Raw genomic sequence first — 16,159 nt, forward strand, 5'->3', positions numbered from 1 at the left:
GGCTACGACACCCCGGTATCGATCAGGCTCAGACTGGGCCCGGCGGTATCCTTGGCCTGGCGCTTTGCCTGCGAAGCAAGATCGGCCAACTGCGCCGCATCCAGGCTGGCGCAGCACTCCGGCCGCAGCAAAACCACGCCGATCGACAGCGACAGCAAGGGGAAGGTCTCCCGCTGCCCTTGGCGGTTGTGGGCGATGAAGCAACCGGCCTCCAGGTGCTCGCTGCGGTAGAAGCGTCGACATTCGCGTAGAAAATTGTCGATCAACGTGTGCAGACGCTCGCGCCAATCGGCCGATCCCAACACCAGCATGAAATCATCACCGCCGATATGCCCGACGAAGTCTCGGCGCGGATCGACGCTGTCGTTGAGGCATTGGGCCAGGCACAGCAACACCTCGTCGCCACGGGCATAGCCATAGATATCGTTGAAGGGCTTGAAGCTGTCGATGTCGACGTAGCACACCGCCGCTGCACGCTGCTGCTCCAGCAGGCGGGTCAGGCACTGGCGGATCGGCACGTTGCCTGGCAGCAGGGTCAGTGGATTGGCGTAGCGGGCCTGCTGGATCTTCTGCTCGGTGATCAACTTGAGCACGTCGATCACGCGCCCCAGCCCCAGGTAGCGGCCACCATGGGTGATGATGAAATCTTCCTCGATGCGCTGCCGTGCGCGGCTGGTGAGCAGGCGGCTGACCTGCTGCAGCGACTGGCTGCGCTCGACCACGAGAAAGTCCTCGTTCATCAGCCGGCTGATCGGCTTGCGGGCGAACAGGTCGGTGCCGAATGGCTTGAGCAGCGCGTCGGACAACGAATGCCGATGGACGATACCGCAAGCCTGGCCCTGGGCGTCGAGCACGGCCAGGGAGTTGAGATTGGCCTGGCGGCGGAAGGCCTCCAGCACCTGCTGGGTTGGCGTATCCAGCGCAACCGCAGGCTGCTCGATCAGCAGTGCGGCGAGGTCGCCGCCTTCCTCGCTGATCACCAGCGCGCAGCCTTGCGCAGGCGGCAGCAGATTCAGGCCGTCGCGTGGGGGAAACTCTTGCGGGCGACCGAGCAGGTAGCCTTGCAACAGGTCGACGCCCATATCGGCCAGTACCGTCAGCTCCTCACCCAGTTCGATGCCCTCGGCAATCACCTGGGCCTTGGAGGCGCGGGCGATCTGCAGGATGGAGCCGACGAATTCGCGCTTGAGCGGGTCCTGATGGATGCTATCGATGAAGTGACGGTCGATCTTCACGTAGTCCGGACGCAGCTCCGACCACAGGCGCAAGCTCGAGTAACCTGCCCCCAGGTCGTCCAGCGCAATGGAAAACCCCATGTCCCGGTAGTGGTGCAGGGCGTTGGACAGCAACTGGAAGTCGTCGGTGGGGGTTTGTTCGGTCAACTCGATCACCACACGGCTGGGTTGCAGACCAACCTGCTCGAGCATCTTCAGGGTACGCCCGGAAGGGTAGTGGGGTTCCAGCAGCGACTCGGGCGAGACATTGAGGAACAGCTTGCCTTCGAGCCCCAGCTCGCTGAAGCGCCGGCATGCGTTCTCCCGGCACAGCACTTCAAGCTCGCTCAGGCGCCCTGCCTGGCGGGCGATGGCGAACAGGTTCAGGGGCGAGTGCAGAGGGCTGTTGGACGGCCCACGGCTGAGCGCCTCATAGCCGAGGATGCGCCGCTCGGAAAGGCAGATGATCGGTTGGAACAGGCTGTGAATGCTGCGTTGAGCCAGGATGGCGCTCAAGGCACTGAGCTGTTCGGTGACGGTCATGGACTGTTTCCTGAAAATGAAAAGGCCGGACGTTTTGGCGTCCGGCCCTTCTATTTCACGACAGTGCGATGACTGTTTGATGACAGGTCACATTAATCTGCCATCATCTGATCGAGTCGCTTATTTCTTCGCCACCTGCGAGCTCAGGCGCAGGTAGTCGAGCAGGATACGACCGGTTTCGGCCAGGTAGGCATCATCTTCTGGCTTGGCGTCGTCCTTCTCCTCGGGCAGGGCGTCTTCGTCGACCTTCTTCAGTTCCTTGAGCGGCTCTTCGCCCTTGGCCTTGCGTCGGGTGTTCTCCAGCGCCAGTTGCTTGGCCTCGATCTCGTCGTGACGGGTGCGACGGTCTTGCTCGTTGAGGCTGACGGTCTTCTCGTTCATCAGTTTCTGCGTCAGCGCCAGGCGGTCGCGGATGTAGGTGAACTCGGCGTCCTTGACGCTGCGCGCCTCATGTTGCGCCTTGAGCTGGGCCAGGAATGGCTTGAACGGATCAGCTGCCGGTTTGACCACCGGGCGGATGGTGTCCCAGGGCATGGCTTCGGGCAGGGCGCTTTCGCCGATTTCCTTGGTGTCGATGATCGACGGGTAGTCGATGTCCGGCAGTACGCCCTGGTGCTGGGTGCTCTGGCCGGAAACACGGTAGAACTTGGCCAGGGTGAGCTTCAGCTCGCCATGGTTCAGTGGCTGGATGGTCTGCACGGTGCCTTTGCCGAAGGTCTGGCCACCGATGATCAGGGCGCGATGGTAGTCCTGCATGGCGCCGGCGAAGATCTCCGAGGCCGAGGCCGAGAGGCGGTTGACCAGCAGTGCCAGTGGGCCCTTGTAGAAGGCGCCTGGGTTCTCGTCCTCGAGTACGTCGACGCGGCCGTCGCTGTTGCGCACCAATACCGTCGGGCCTTTCTCGATGAACAGGCTGGTCAGTTCGGTGGCTTCCTGGAGCGAGCCGCCGCCGTTGTTGCGCAGGTCGATGACCACGCCGTCGACTTTTTCCTTCTGCAGTTCGGTGAGCAGTTTCTTCACGTCGCGCGTGGTGCTCTTGTAGTCCGGATCGCCAGCGCGGTAGGCCTTGAAGTCGAGGTAGAAGGCCGGGATCTCGATGATGCCGAGCTTGTAGTCACGACCGTCCTGCTTGAGCTTGAGCACCGACTTCTTCGCCGCCTGCTCCTCGAGCTTGACCGCCTCGCGGGTGATCGAAACGATCTTGGTGGTCTGGTCGTTCGGCGCATTGCTCGCCGGGATGATCTCCAGGCGTACCACCGAGCCTTTGGGGCCACGGATCAGCTTGACCACTTCGTCCAGGCGCCAGCCGACCACGTCGACCATTTCCTTGTTGCCCTGGGCGACACCGATGATCTTGTCGGCAGGGGCGACCTGCTTGGTCTTGGCGGCAGGGCCGGCCGGTACCAGGCGTACGATCTTGACCTGGTCGTTATCGCTCTGCAGCACCGCGCCGATGCCTTCGAGCGACAGGCTCATGTTGATGTCGAAGTTTTCGGCGTTGTCTGGCGACAGGTAGTTGGTGTGCGGATCGTAGGACTGGGCGAAGGTGTTGATGTAGGCCTGGAAGATGTCTTCGGCACGGGTCTGGTCCAGGCGCGCCAGTTGATTCTTGTAGCGCTTGGTGAGGGTTTCCTGGATCTGCTTGGGATCCTTGCCGGCCAGCTTCTGGCGCAGCACTTCGTCCTTGACGCGCTTGCGCCACAGGTCGTCGAGCTCGGCCTCGTTCTTCAGCCACGGAGCGTCCTTGCGGTCGACCAGCAGGTCTTCCTTGACGGTGAAGTCGATCTTGTCGACACCCTTGTTCAGTTCGGCCAGGGCGAAGTCCAGACGCGATTTAACACGGTCCAGGTAGCGCTTGTAGATGGTGAAGCCGGGATCGAGGTTGCCGCTCTTGAGGAAGTCGTCGAACTGCGTCTTCCACTTGTCGAATTCGGCGATGTCACTGGCCATGAAATAGCTGCGCGACGGGTCGAGCAGCTTGATGTAGCTGTCATAGATGATGACCGAGCGGGCATCGTCAAGCGGCGGCTTGCTGTAGTGATGGCGCTTGAGCAGCTCCACCACGTTGAGGCTGGCGACGATCTCGTCGCGGTCCGGCTGCAGGCTGTCCCATTTGTTGGCGGCGGCCGCATTGCCACCGAGCGTGAGGCTGCCGAGGCCGACCATGAGGGCGAGGGCGGTGCTGGGAAGGAAATGCTTCATGCTGATTCGACGTGGGGGCAATTGATCACGCATAGTAGGCCGTCTTTTCTGTACGCCGGTTCCATGAAACCGGCTGAATACTGCAAAAAACCCGGGACATGGTGATCCCGGGCTCAGTCATGACTCAACTATGGAGGCACTGTGAAGGCATTGCAAGGCGTTGACGGACATGTAGCCTGGGTCGAAGCCGAACGTCCGGTGTGCGACGCGGGGCAGGTACGCATTCGAGTGGCTGCGGCCGGGTTGAACCGCGCCGACCTGTTGCAGATGAAGGGTTTGTACCCGCCGCCACCCGGCGCCAGCCCTTATATGGGGCTGGAGTGCGCCGGGGTGATCGAGGAGGTGGGTGCGGGGGCAGATTGGCGTGTGGGCGATCGGGTCTGCGCGCTGTTGGCCAGTGGTGCCATGGCCGAGGAAGTGGTCGTGGATGCCCGCCATGTGCTGCCGGTGCCCGAGGGGCTGAGCCTGCACGAGGCAGCCGCGCTGCCCGAGGTGTACGCCACGGCCTGGCTGAATATCTTCCAGCTCGGGGCGGCCAAGGCGGGTGAGAAGGTGCTGGTGCACGCCGGTGCCAGTGGTGTGGGCTCTGCGGCCATCCAGTTGGGCAAGGCGTTTGGTTGCCCGGTATGGGTCAGCGTCGGTTCCCAGGAGCGCCTGGACTACTGCAAGGCACTGGGTGCCGCAGGAGGTGTGGTGCGTAACGAGAACCTCGACGCGCTCAAGGGGTTCGGGCCGTTCGATGTGATCCTCGACCCGGTAGGTGCGAGCTATGGCCCGCTCAACCTGGAGCTGCTGGCCCGCGACGGCCGCTGGGTGATCATCGGCCTGATGAGCGGGCGCAAGTTCGAAGTGGACCTGGCGCTGGTGCTGGGCAAGCGCCTGGAGATCACAGGTTCCACCCTGCGCAATCGTGACGATGGCTTCAAGGCCGAGTTGCTGCGCGACCTGCAGCAGCAGGTGTGGCCGCTGTTCGCCGAAGGGCGGTTGTCGCCACAGTTGGTCGATACCTATCCGGTCGAGTTCGCCCAGGCGGCGTATGCCGAGCTTGAGAGCAACCAGGTGTCCGGCAAGCTGGTGATGGTGATCGACGCTGGCTTGACCTAAGCGGCCCCGGCCTCTTCGCGGGCAAGTCGGGGCGCGAAGAGGCCGGCACAGCGGCGATGGAACTCAGGACCAGCTCAATACAGGCCAGCCATTGGTCTGGGCATGTTCACGCAGCACCGGGTCCGGATTAACGGCAAACGGATGGTCCACTTTCAGTAACAGCGGCAGGTCGTTCCGTGAGTCGGAATAGAAGCTCGCGCCTTCGAGGTTTTCCTGTTCCTGGTCCAGCCACTCCAGCAAGCGGGTAATCTTGCCCTCGCGGTAGGTCAGTACGCCGTGGGTCTTGCCGGTGTACACGCCGTTGACCGCCTCCAGTTCGATGGCCAGGTACTCGTCGACCCCCAGGCGTGCAGCGATCGGCCCGACAAGGTGCGTGCCGGAGGCGGAAATGATAAGGATGCGGTCGCCCTTCTTGCGGTGTTCGGCGATGCATCGGCAGGCATCGCCATAGATGATCGGCTCGATCACATCCTCCACCCAGGGCTCGACCAGGTGTTCGACTTCCTCCAGCGTGCGCCCGGCGATGGGCTCCAGGCTGAAGGCCATGTAGTCCTCCATCTGCAGGTGGCCCTTGCCGTATGCATCCATCAGTTCCTGGTCGCGACGCAGGAATTCCTTGCCGTCCACCCAGCCCAGCCGGGCCATCTGTTCGCTCCACAGCGACGCGCAGTCACCGTGGATCAGGGTTTCGTCCAGATCGAAAATCGCCAGTGCCATTGCTTGAATCTCCTTAAGCCACTTCCCGTAGCGCGGTGGGATCGATCGACAGCGACACCCGCTGTCCGTCGGCGTACAGATCGGCAGACGAGCGATTGAGCACATCCACCACCACCTCCACGCCGCGCGCCTCGACCCGGTAGCGGATCACGTTGCCGAGCAGGCTGTGACTGCGGATCTGGCCGTCCAGTTCACCGTCCAGGCCCAGGCTGATGGACTCGGGACGGATCGCCAGGCGTGCGCTGACCGGGCGCTGCAGCAGGCGGCTGGCGCTGTCGGCGTCGAGCAGGTTGTAGTTGCCGATGAAACCGGCGGCGAACAGGTCGACAGGTGCGGTGTAGAGGGTTTCGGCGTCGCCGCTCTGGACGATGCGCCCCTGGTTCATCAGGACGATGCGGTCCGACATGGTCAGCGCCTCTTCCTGGTCGTGGGTGACGAAGATGGTGGTCAGCCCCAGCTCGCGCTGGATCGCACGGATCTGCTCGCGCAGGTGTTTGCGAATACGCGCATCCAGCGCCGACAGCGGCTCGTCGAGCAGCAGCAGGCGCGGGCGGGTGACCAGCGAACGGGCCAGCGCCACGCGTTGGCACTGTCCGCCCGACAACTGGTGCGGGTAGCGTCCGGCAAAACTGCCCAGCTCCACCATCTCCAGGGCCTCGCGCACACGCGCCTGGCTCTCGTCGGCCTTGACCTTCTGCATGCGCAGGCCAAAGGCGACGTTTTGTTCAACCGTCATGTTGGGGAACAGCGCATAGCTTTGGAACACCATGCCGATCCCGCGCTTCTGCGGGCTGAGTGGCACGATGTCCTGGCCGTCGAGCAGGATGTGGCCACTGTCTACGGGGGTCAGCCCTGCGATGCAGCGCAGCAGGGTGGACTTGCCGCACCCCGAGGGGCCGAGCAGGGTGACGAACTCGCCGCGTTCGATGTTGCAATCGATGTTTTCGAAGACCGGGCTGCCGGCGTAGCTCTTTTGCAGTTTCTGGACACTGACGAAGCTCATCAGGATTTATCCTTGTTCAGGCGGTTGGCGACCCAGGTCAGTACCAGCACGAAGGCGAAATAGGAGATCACCAGTGCGCTGTTGAAGTGGCCGCTGCTGTTGCGCATGTTGTTCAGGTAGACCTGCAGGGTTTCGTAACGGGTGCCGACCAGCAGGTTGGCGAACACGAATTCGCCGAACAGGAAGGAAAACGACAGCAGCAACGCCACCATCAGGCCCTTGCGCAGATTGGGCAGCACCACCAGAAGGGCGGCTTGCCAGGTGCTGGCGCCGAGTAGTTGCGCGGCGTCCATCAGGTCGCGCAGGTTGATCGCCTGCAGGTTGTTGGTGATCGCCCGGTACATGAAGGGCAGGGCGATGGTGAAATAGCAGCCGATCAGGATCCACGGCGTCCCGACCATGGCCATCGGCCCGCTGCCGTACAACTGCAGCAGCCCCACCGAAGACACCACCGGCGGCACCGCGAAGGGCAGCAGGATGAGGATGTTCATCAGCGCGTCGAGCTTGGGGAAGTGGTAATGCACCACGAACAGCAGCGGCAGGATCAGCACCACCGACAGTACCAACGCTCCCACGCAGACGATCAGCGACTGGCCGAAGGCGGCGAGAAATCGCGGCTCGCTCCACAGTTGCACGTACCACTTGAGGGTCAGGCCGCTGGGCAGCAGGCTCGCCGACCAACTGGTAGCCAATGAGTAGAGCAGGGTGCCGACCAGGGGCAACAGCAGGATCAGGAACAGCAGGTACACCACGGCGCGGTGATACCAGCCGCCCTTGTGTGATTCAGCGCGCATGGTAGCTCCTTTTCAGCAGCCATTGATGGACCACCGTCACCAGGGTCATCAGCCCCACCAGCACCATGGCCAGCGCGCTGCCCAGGTTCGGGTCGAGGGTGATGTCGCCGGCCACCAGGGCGGCGATACGGATTGGCAGCACGTTGAAGTTGCCGGTGGTCAGGGCATAGACGGTGGCGTAGGCGCCCAGGGCGTTGGCCAGCAGGATGACGAAGGTGCCCAGCAGTGCCGGGGTCAGCACCGGCAGGCCGATGTGCCGCCAGAACTGCCAGTGGCTGGCACCGAGCAGCGCGGCGGATTCGCGCCAGTCTTCGCGCAGGGCGTCGAAGGCCGGGTAGAGCAGCAGCACGCCCAGCGGAATCTGGAAGTATGTGTAGACGATGATCAGGCCAGTCTTGGAGTAGATACTGAAGTCGCCGAGCAGGCCGATCTCCTTGAGCGCCAGGGTGAGCGCGCCGTTGAAGCCCAGCAGGATGATGAAGGCGAAGGCCAGGGGCACGCCGGCGAAGTTGCTGGTCATGTTGGCGAAGGCACTGACGAAGTCGCGCAGGCGCGAATCGACCTGGCGCAGCGAATAGGCGCCGAGGGTGGCGATGACGATGCCGAACAGGCTCGACCAGAAGCTGATCTCGAGGCTGCGTTCGATGGCCTGCAGGTAGAACTTCGAGGCGAAGATCTTGCTGAAGTTTTCCAGGCCCCAGCCACTTTCGTTTTGCAGGCTGGCGATGGCGACCCAGACCAGCGGGGCGATCTGGAAGATGATGAAGAAAATGGCGAAGGGCAGCAGGCAGAGCAAGGCCAGGTGACGGCCGCGGTGGCTGGAATTCACTTGAGCAACTCCCGGCAGACCGGTTTGTCGTGGGCCGCGCCGAGCAGTTCGCAGATCGTGCCGCACAGCTCGGTCTGCAGGGGCTTGGCGGCGGGGTCGAGGCTGAAGGCGTCGCCGAAGACGAACAGCGGCACCTCGCGTTCCTCGGCCAGCAGGCCATTGTGCGAGCGGTCGTTGTTCATGCCGTGGTCGGCGGTGACCAGTACCTGGTAGCCCTCTTCGAGCCAGAGTGGCAGGTAGTCGGCCAGCAGGATGTCGGCGCTGCGTGCGGCGTTGCGGTACTGGCTGCTGTCCAGGCCGTGGCGGTGGCCGGCATCGTCGATGTTCATCGGGTGCACCAGCAGGAAGTTCGGTGCATGACGGCGGCGCAGGTACTCGGCGTCGGCCAGCAGGTGCGAATCGGGGTAGTGATCGGCGTAGTAAAACAGCCCGTGCTGGATCGGCAGCTTGGGCGCGTGGGTATGGCGGTCGCGGATCGGATCGAAGGGCGAGCGGTTGTACAGTTCGCTCATCCAGTGGTAGGCCGCAGCTGCAGTGCCCAGCCCGGCTTCGCGGGCGTAGTGGAAGACGCTGCGCTGGTTGGACAGGCGATTGACGTTGTTGTGCACGATACCGCTGTCGATCGGCGCGACGCCGGTGAGAATGCACTCGTACAGCGGGCGTGACAGTGACGGCAGTTCGCATTCCACGCGGTACAGCGCGGCGCGGTCGGCCTCGACGTAGGCGTGCAGGTGGCCCATGGCGTGGTGTGCGACCTGGTGGTTGAGTCCGTCGAGCAGGACCAGGATGACGTTGTGTTGCATGTTGGCTCCGCAGAGGAATAGGTCGGTACCGCGTCGTCCTTTTCGCGGGTAAACCCGCTCCCACAGGTATCGCGCAGGCCTGGAAGCTTGTGCTGCACCTGTGGGAGCGGGTTTACCCGTGAAAGGGCCGTGTCAGGCGCTGGAAAACCCCGCCGTCACTCCATCTCGATGATCACCTGCTCCTGCCACTTCTGCGGCAGGGCCTTGGAGGTCTTCTCCCAGGCGTCGGCGTTCTTGATCGGCTGGGCGGCCTGGTACTGCTCGTTGGGCAGCAGCTTGGCCTGCACATCGGCTGGCAGCTTCAGGTGCTCGGCGCGGATCGGGCGGGCGTGGCCGATGGCCAGGTTGGTCTGGCCGGCGTCGCTGAAGATGTATTCGCGGGCAAGCTTGGCGGCGTTCGGGTGCTTGGCGTACTTGTTGATGATGGTGGTGTAGCCGGAAATCACCGAGCCATCGGACGGGATCAGCACTTCGAAGCGCTTCGGATCGATCTGCTCGCGGTAGCTCAGGCCGTTGAAGTCCCAGACCACGCCGACTTCCACCTCACCTTTCTCGAGGGTCTGGATGGTCGGGTTGGCCAGCGACAGGCGCTTCTGCTGGGCCAGCTTGGTGAACAGTTGCAGGCCCGGCTCGATATTGCTTTCGTCGCCCTTGTAGGCGATGGCGGCGGCCAGTACACCGTTGGCAGCCTGGGCTGCGGTGCCGACGTCACCGATGGCGACCTTGTACTTGCCCTTTTCCAGGTCATGCCAGGTTTTCGGGCGTTCGTCTTCCTTGACCAGGTCCTTGTTGATGATGAAGGCGATGGTGCCGGTATAGGCCAGCGCCCAGTGACCGTCCTTGTCCTTGGCCCACTCCGGCACTTGGTCCCAGGTGCTCGGCTTGTAGGGCTGGGTCACGCCCTTGTTCACGGCGATCGGACCGAAGGCGGCACCGACGTCACCGATGTCTGCACTGGCGTTGTCTTTTTCAGCGTCGAACTTGGCGATTTCCTGGGCCGAGCTCATGTCGGTGTCGCTGTGCTTGAGGCCGTACTTCTTGGCCAGGTCATCCCAGGTGCCTTTCCAGTTGGCCCAGGCATCCGGCATGCCCACGCTGTTGACCGTGCCCTCCTTGCGGGCGGCGTCTTCCAGGGCCTTGAGGTCGGTATCGGCGGCCATGGCCGTGGTGCACAGGGCGATGGCCGAGCCCAGCAGTGACGCCATGAAGAACTTTTTCATCCGAAGCTCCTTTGGTGGGTGCCTTGCAATCGTTGTTATGAACGCTGTTGTGAATGCTGTGGTGCAGACCTTGCCGAGAACCTTTGGTCTAGGTCAGCAAACCTTGAGCCAAGGTAGGCCGGTTGCATGACAGTTTGATGTAGGACAGGCCCGTCAGCGGGGAGGCTTGGGCCCTGAAAGCAAAGCGTAGACTAGAACCCGGCCCTTTATTCACGCGGCTTGGCCCGATTCTGGCAATCGTGGTGCAAGGGCTTTGTCACAGGATCTTCATCAGCCGTGCCTAGGCTTGCTCTATTCTCCAGTTGCCCTGTTATGGGGCTGGACTAGTCCAGATAGGTAACCTTTGATGCAATCGACCCCACCGCGGGCGGTAACAGCCATCTGCCATGCGCTGCAGGAACAGATCGAACATGGCCTGCTGGCGCCGGGCGGCAAGCTGCCGGCCGAGCGCAAGCTGAGCGAGGTATTCGACACTACCCGGATCACCTTGCGTGAGGCGCTGGTGCAGCTCGAGGCCCAGGGCCTGATCTACCGCGAAGAGCGCCGCGGCTGGTTCGTCGCCCCCGAACGCCTGACCTACGACCTGATCGAGCGCAGCCACTTCCATGCGATGGTGCGCGACCAGGGGCGGGTTCCGAGCACCGAGCTGCTCTCGGCGCGCTTGCTGCCGGCTTCCGCAGCGATCTGTGCGCGCCTGCGGCTGCCGGCGTTGTCGAGTGTGGTACAGATCTGCCGTTTGCGCCGCATCGATGGGCGCGGTGTGTTGTATGCCGAGCACTACCTCAACCCACGCTATTTCCCGGGGATCCTGGCGCTGGACCTGGCACAGTCGCTGACCGAGATCTATGCCCGCGAATATGGCATCCGCTACGGGCAGGTGTGCTTCGAGATCCTGCCGACTGCGTTGCCGGTGGCGGCGGCCATGGCGCTTAGGGTGTCGGCGGGGAGCCCGGGGTTGCACATTACCCGGGTCAACAGTGACCAGCATGGGCACCTGATCGACTGCGACCTGGAGTATTGGCGGCACGATGCGATTCGTATCCAGGCGCAGGCGGGATAAGGGGCGCTTTTCGCGGGCTTGCCTGCGAAAGGGCCCTAATTGGCGGAGCCAGACTCAGCCATCGCCCCACCCCCTGCCGTCACCACCTGCACCGACAACCGTGGCGTAGCCAGGTCCAGCCCGGCTTCGTCGAGCTGGCGTTTCAATGCCAGGTTGAAGGCCCGCGACACCTCCCACTGCTTGATCGGCGCGGTCTTGAAGCGTGCCCGCAGGATCGCCGAGCCCGACTCGAAACTCTCGACTCCCTGCAGTTCCAGCGGCGACCAGATGTTGCGGCGCATCAGCGGATCATTGCGCAGCTTCTGTCCCACCTCGCGAATCAGGCTGATCGCCTTGTCGATGCTCATGCTGTGCGGGATGGCGACTCGGAAGATCGCATAGCCGAATTCACGCGAGTAGTTCTTGATGCTCTTGATCTCGCTGAACGGGATGGTGTGGACGATGCCGTCGATGTCGCGCAGGCGCACGGTGCGAATGGTCAGGCCCTCGACCGTGCCCAGGTGGCCGCCGACGTCGACATAGTCGTCGATCGCCAGGCTATCCTCGATGATGATGAACAAGCCGGTGATCAGATCGGCCACCAGCGATTGTGCACCGAAGCCGATGGCCAGGCCGATGACACCGGCACCGGCCAGCAGCGGTGTGACGTTCATGCCCATGTTGGCCAGGGCGACGATCACCGCGATGATGAAAATCGCCACGAACAGTACGTTGCGGATCAGCGGCATCATGGTCTGCGCGCGGGCGTTGGCCAGGCCTCGGCGCGAACGCACCAGTGCGTGGTGCACGGCGGTGTCGGCCAGGATCCACACCAGCCAGGCGGCGATCAGGTTGCCTGCCAGGCCCAGCAGGCGCACGCTGACATCATGGCCGTCGCCCTCGGCAAAACCGATCATCGAAAGCCCCCACACGCGCAGGCCCAGCTCGATGAACAGCAACCAGATGCCTAGGTGCACCAGGGCGTAGCCAAAGTTCTTCAGGCGTTCGGTATACACCGCCTGACGTTTGTTGGCGCGCCGAGGTTTGGCGGCGTGGCGGCGCACCAGGCCGTTGAGCACCATGCACACCACCACCAGCACGGTGCACATCAGTGACTGACGCAGGGCGGTGCTGGTGTCGCCGGCAGAGACGAAGGTGGCGAACAGCGAGATCGCCACCAGGATCAAGGCCGGGACGAACCAGAAACTGCCAAGCAGCTCGATGGTGTCGCTGAGTGTGCGCCGGGTCAGGCGCCGCGACAGGGGCTGATTGCGGATCAGGTGCGCAATCGGCCGCCTGAAACGCAGGATGAACAGGCCGGTGCACAGGGCCGCCAGCACGTTGGTCACGGTCGCTATCGCATGGGCCAGGTGTGTGCCCAGTGCAGTGGTCAGGCGTGGATCGCTCATCGCTTCACCGAAGGCGGCGAAGCTGCCGATCAGCCATAACGGACGAAACGCCTGGTGCCGCAGGATATGCAGGGCACGGTGGCGATGTGGGCCGTCGAGCAGAGAGAAGGCAATCACGCAGATCGCCGAAAAGCAGGTGCCGACCACCAGCGCATAGGCCAGGACCATGGCCAGGGATTTGCCCAGCGACGGTGGCAGGGCGAAGCTCAGGTACACGGTGAATACCAGCGCCACCAGCCAGGGCCCGAGCTTGCGCAGGGCGAATCGCACCAGATCCCAGGTCCGTGGGTGTTGGGGCAGTTCCTCGGTCAGCCCGAAGCGGATCCGTACCCGATGGCCGATCCAGTTGAAGGCGTAGGCCAACAGGCTCCACACGGCAATGACCGCAGCGAAGCCGAACAGGATCGCTGGCCACTGGTGCACGGGCACGACCAATGCTGCCAGTTCGGTCTGGGCCTGGTCGATTTCCTGCGACCAGCGCACGAAGGGGCTGGCATCGCCGCTGAACTGCTTTTCCAGGTCGTGCATGGCGTTGCCGATCAGCCCCAGTACGCCCTGTTCCACCGTGGGTTGCGACTGTTTGCTGGCATCGCGCAGTTTCTTCAGGTCGGCCAGCAACTTGGCCCGTTGCTGGTCGTTTTCCAGGCTCTTGATCACCTCGTCCAGTGACTTGTCCAGCGGCTCGGTGGCCTGGGGTTGGGCAGGCGCGCTGCTACCCAGCAAGCCGGGCAGGCCAGCGGCTTGCACCGGAGCGATGAACAGGAAGAGCAGCAGGGTCAGGCAACGGAGAAAGGCGGGCACCGGAAAATCTACCTCAGGTCGATCGATTGCCGGAGTGTAGAGGATTTCTCAGGCGAGTTTCTCGAGGATCTTCCAGCACATGATGCCAAAGATGCCGAGGGTGCCGATCCACATCATCAGTACGCCGACATTGCGCTCGCGCAGGCTGAAGCCGATGGTCAGCAGCATCAGGAAAAGGAACACCGGCACGAACAGGGAGAGGAAGGGTGACATGAACAGAATCCTTCTGTTGTCAGGGGCATGCTTGAAGCATAGCGCGTTGAGGGGCGGAGAATTCGCGGGTAAGCCCGCTCCTGCAGGAACGGTGATGCACCTGTGGGAGCGGGTTTACTCGCGAAAAGGCCTATCTGATATCAGGGCAGTTCGCGGCTGCGATAGAACGCCGTCAGCACCTTCACCAGGTGCGCCAGGTCCTGGCTGCCGCACAGCTCGCGGATCGAGTGCATGGCGAAGGTCGGCAGGCCGATGTCGACGGTACGCACGCCCAGGTGGCTGGCGGTGATCGGGCCGATGGTCGAACCACAACCCATGTCGCTACGCACCACGAAGCTCTGTACAGGTACTTCCTCGGCCATGCACAGGTGGCGGAAATAGCCGGCGGTTTCGCTGTTGGTGGCGTAGCGCTGGTTGTTGTTGACCTTGATTACCGGGCCGGAGTTGAGCTTGGGCCCATGATTGCCGTCATGCTTGTCGGCGTAGTTGGGGTGCACGCCGTGGGCGTTGTCGGCCGACACCAGCAACGAGCGCTGGATGGTGCGCACGTATTCGTCGCCATCGGGCAGCAGGCGTTGCAGGGTCTGCTCGAGCATCGGGCCGTCGGCGCCACAGGCCGAGCAGGAGCCGACCTCTTCGTGATCGGTGCATACCAGCACGCAGGTTTCGTCGCTCTCGGCGGCCAGTAGCGCCTGCAGCCCGGCATAGCACGACAGCAGGTTGTCCAGGCGCGCGCCTGCGATGAAGTCGCCATGCAGGCCGATGACCGCAGCGCTCTGGGTGTCGTAGAAACTCAGCTCATAGTCCAGCACCACGTCGGCGATCAGGCCGTGCTCGCGGGCCAGTTGTTCGGTGAGCAGGGCGCGGAAGTCGACACGCTCATCGCCGGCGACCTGGGCCAGGATAGGCGGCAGCTCGTTCTGCGGGTTGATCGGCCAGCCCTCGTTGGCGGTACGGTTGAGGTGGATGGCCAGGTTGGGAATGATGGCGATCGGCAGCTTGAAGTCGACCAGTTGGCTCTCGACCTTGCCATCGCGGCGGAAGGTGACGCGGCCAGCCAGCGACAGGTCGCGGTCGAACCAGGGGGCGAGCAGGGCACCGCCATAGACTTCGACGCCCAGTTGCAGGAAGCCCTGGCGCTGCAGTTCGGGCTGCGGCTTGACCCGCAGGCACGGGCTGTCGGTGTGCGCGCCGACCATGCGGATTCCGCCGATCAGGGGCGAATGCTTGCCCAGGCGAATGGCGATGATCGAAGAGTCGTTACGGGTGACATAGTAGCGCCCGCCGGGCACGGTGGCCCAGCTGTCACGCTCGTCCAGACGCTGGTAACCGGCGGCTTCGAGGCGCTTGGCCAGGCTGGCGGTGGCGTGGAAGGGCGTCGGGGAGGCCTTGAGGAAATCGATCAGGCCGGTATTCAGTGCTTCGCGCATAGCTCACTCCAGACAGCAGTGGCGCGAGTTTAGCGTAAATGGTCCGGGATTTGTGCGGGCCTCTTCGCGGGCAAGCCCGCTCCTACGGGCGCCACGCGATCCCTTAGAATGGCGCCGGACACTCGAACTTCAAGCGCTCCCCGGAAACCGGATGAGTAAAGCTCAGCATCGAGGCATGCAGGCACAGCCGCTCATGGGCCGCCAGTGCCTCGGGGTTGGCATACAGGCGGTCGCCCAGCAGCGGGTGCCCGATCGACAGCATGTGCACGCGCAACTGGTGCGAACGGCCGGTGATGGGCGTCAGCTCCACCCGGCAATGGTCGCCGCAGCGCTCCAGTACGCGCCAGAAGGTCAGGGCATGCTTGCCCTGCTCATGGTCGACCACATGGCGTGGCTTGGTGGGCGGGTCGTAGCGCAGCGGCAGGTCGATGCTGCCACTGTCGAGCGTCGGCTGGCCCCAGCACAGTGCGGTATAGGCTTTCTCCGTCTCGCGGTCGTGGAACTGGCGCGACAGCTCGCGGTGACTGTCGGCATCGCGGGCCAGGAGAATGATCCCGGAGGTTTCCCAGTCCAGGCGATGGACGATCAGCGCGTCGGGATAGCCGTTTTCCTGCAGGCGGGTGATCAGGCAGTCCTTGTTGTCCTCGGCACGGCCCGGCACCGACAGCAGCAGGGTCGGCTTGTTGATCACCAGGATGGCGGCGTCTTCGAAGAGGATCTGGATGTTCGACAGCGGCATGTTCAGCGGTTCTCTGTAAAGCACTGTGGGAGCGGGCTTGCCCGCGAAGAAGCCCGGTAAAAGTGCCAGGGTGATGGCGCCTGTACCGGGCTTTTCGCG

Annotated in this window: 14 protein-coding genes; 2 read left to right on the plus strand and 12 right to left on the minus strand. The window is 63.4% G+C overall.

The window, feature by feature from the left end:
* Positions 1-2 precede the first annotated feature (2 nt).
* On the minus strand, positions 3-1,757 hold the full coding sequence (locus HU748_RS02010) for a GGDEF domain-containing protein (RefSeq protein ID WP_186711497.1): 1,755 nt from the start codon (positions 1,755-1,757) through the stop codon (positions 3-5).
* 120 nt (positions 1,758-1,877) lie between these two features.
* The gene (locus tag HU748_RS02015; RefSeq protein ID WP_186667070.1) at positions 1,878-3,959 is read right to left on the minus strand and encodes a carboxy terminal-processing peptidase; all 2,082 of its coding nucleotides are present in this window, start codon (positions 3,957-3,959) and stop codon (positions 1,878-1,880) included.
* A 141-nt stretch (positions 3,960-4,100) separates the two neighbouring features.
* Between HU748_RS02015 and HU748_RS02020 the strand changes: the two genes are divergently transcribed.
* Entirely contained in the window at positions 4,101-5,063 is a 963-nt protein-coding gene (locus tag HU748_RS02020) for a zinc-binding dehydrogenase (protein WP_186710179.1), read from the plus strand.
* A 63-nt stretch (positions 5,064-5,126) separates the two neighbouring features.
* Here HU748_RS02020 and HU748_RS02025 read toward each other — a convergent pair whose 3' ends face one another.
* From HU748_RS02025 to HU748_RS02050, 6 genes are all read right to left on the minus strand, one after another.
* Positions 5,127-5,780, minus strand: a complete 654-nt coding sequence (locus HU748_RS02025; RefSeq protein WP_186667062.1) for an HAD family hydrolase — start codon at positions 5,778-5,780, stop codon at positions 5,127-5,129.
* Positions 5,781-5,793: 13 nt separating this feature from the next.
* Positions 5,794-6,783, minus strand: a complete 990-nt coding sequence (locus HU748_RS02030) for an ABC transporter ATP-binding protein (protein ID WP_186667060.1) — start codon at positions 6,781-6,783, stop codon at positions 5,794-5,796.
* Entirely contained in the window at positions 6,783-7,577 is a 795-nt protein-coding gene (locus tag HU748_RS02035; protein ID WP_186667058.1) for an ABC transporter permease, read from the minus strand. The genes HU748_RS02030 and HU748_RS02035 overlap by 1 nt, the downstream gene beginning before the upstream one ends.
* Positions 7,567-8,406: an ABC transporter permease subunit gene (locus HU748_RS02040; RefSeq protein WP_186710177.1), complete on the minus strand. Its 840-nt coding sequence runs from the start codon at positions 8,404-8,406 to the stop codon at positions 7,567-7,569. The genes HU748_RS02035 and HU748_RS02040 overlap by 11 nt, the downstream gene beginning before the upstream one ends.
* Positions 8,403-9,209, minus strand: a complete 807-nt coding sequence (locus HU748_RS02045; protein ID WP_125931639.1) for an alkaline phosphatase family protein — start codon at positions 9,207-9,209, stop codon at positions 8,403-8,405. The genes HU748_RS02040 and HU748_RS02045 overlap by 4 nt, the downstream gene beginning before the upstream one ends.
* Before the next feature lie 155 nt (positions 9,210-9,364).
* Positions 9,365-10,429, minus strand: coding sequence for an ABC transporter substrate-binding protein (locus HU748_RS02050; RefSeq protein WP_186667053.1), 1,065 nt, complete (start codon positions 10,427-10,429; stop codon positions 9,365-9,367).
* Between the two features lie 346 nt (positions 10,430-10,775).
* On the opposite strand from HU748_RS02050, the gene HU748_RS02055 reads away from it, so the two are divergent.
* The gene (locus tag HU748_RS02055; protein WP_186667051.1) at positions 10,776-11,489 is read left to right on the plus strand and encodes a UTRA domain-containing protein; all 714 of its coding nucleotides are present in this window, start codon (positions 10,776-10,778) and stop codon (positions 11,487-11,489) included.
* Between the two features lie 35 nt (positions 11,490-11,524).
* On the opposite strand, the gene HU748_RS02060 is transcribed toward HU748_RS02055, so the two are convergent.
* From HU748_RS02060 to HU748_RS02075, 4 genes are all read right to left on the minus strand, one after another.
* On the minus strand, positions 11,525-13,678 hold the full coding sequence (locus tag HU748_RS02060; RefSeq protein WP_186719022.1) for a mechanosensitive ion channel domain-containing protein: 2,154 nt from the start codon (positions 13,676-13,678) through the stop codon (positions 11,525-11,527).
* A 48-nt stretch (positions 13,679-13,726) separates the two neighbouring features.
* The gene (locus tag HU748_RS02065; RefSeq protein ID WP_186667048.1) at positions 13,727-13,891 is read right to left on the minus strand and encodes a hypothetical protein; all 165 of its coding nucleotides are present in this window, start codon (positions 13,889-13,891) and stop codon (positions 13,727-13,729) included.
* 140 nt (positions 13,892-14,031) lie between these two features.
* Positions 14,032-15,321 carry a M18 family aminopeptidase gene (locus HU748_RS02070; protein ID WP_054895571.1) on the minus strand — a complete coding sequence of 430 codons (1,290 nt, stop codon included), beginning with the start codon at positions 15,319-15,321 and terminating at the stop codon, positions 14,032-14,034.
* Between the two features lie 103 nt (positions 15,322-15,424).
* Positions 15,425-16,060 (minus strand): RluA family pseudouridine synthase, encoded by a 636-nt coding sequence (locus HU748_RS02075; RefSeq protein ID WP_186710175.1) that lies wholly within the window; start codon positions 16,058-16,060, stop codon positions 15,425-15,427.
* Between the last annotated feature and the right edge of the window lie 99 nt (positions 16,061-16,159).

This window comes from Pseudomonas sp. RW3S2, assembly GCF_014268955.1.
Classification (GTDB): domain Bacteria; phylum Pseudomonadota; class Gammaproteobacteria; order Pseudomonadales; family Pseudomonadaceae; genus Aquipseudomonas; species Aquipseudomonas wayambapalatensis.

Bases quoted from the DNA above. Each gene is read 5' to 3' on its own strand.
- HU748_RS02010 (WP_186711497.1), bottom strand. From the start codon at position 1,757: ATGACCGTCACCGAACAGCTCAGTGCCTTGAGCGCCATCCTGGCTCAA.
- HU748_RS02015 (WP_186667070.1), bottom strand. From the start codon at position 3,959: ATGAAGCATTTCCTTCCCAGCACCGCCCTCGCCCTCATGGTCGGCCTC.
- HU748_RS02025 (WP_186667062.1), bottom strand. From the start codon at position 5,780: ATGGCACTGGCGATTTTCGATCTGGACGAAACCCTGATCCACGGTGAC.
- HU748_RS02030 (WP_186667060.1), bottom strand. From the start codon at position 6,783: ATGAGCTTCGTCAGTGTCCAGAAACTGCAAAAGAGCTACGCCGGCAGC.
- HU748_RS02035 (WP_186667058.1), bottom strand. From the start codon at position 7,577: ATGCGCGCTGAATCACACAAGGGCGGCTGGTATCACCGCGCCGTGGTG.
- HU748_RS02045 (WP_125931639.1), bottom strand. From the start codon at position 9,209: ATGCAACACAACGTCATCCTGGTCCTGCTCGACGGACTCAACCACCAG.
- HU748_RS02050 (WP_186667053.1), bottom strand. From the start codon at position 10,429: ATGAAAAAGTTCTTCATGGCGTCACTGCTGGGCTCGGCCATCGCCCTG.
- HU748_RS02055 (WP_186667051.1), top strand. From the start codon at position 10,776: ATGCAATCGACCCCACCGCGGGCGGTAACAGCCATCTGCCATGCGCTG.
- HU748_RS02065 (WP_186667048.1), bottom strand. From the start codon at position 13,891: ATGTCACCCTTCCTCTCCCTGTTCGTGCCGGTGTTCCTTTTCCTGATG.
- HU748_RS02070 (WP_054895571.1), bottom strand. From the start codon at position 15,321: ATGCGCGAAGCACTGAATACCGGCCTGATCGATTTCCTCAAGGCCTCC.
- HU748_RS02075 (WP_186710175.1), bottom strand. From the start codon at position 16,060: ATGCCGCTGTCGAACATCCAGATCCTCTTCGAAGACGCCGCCATCCTG.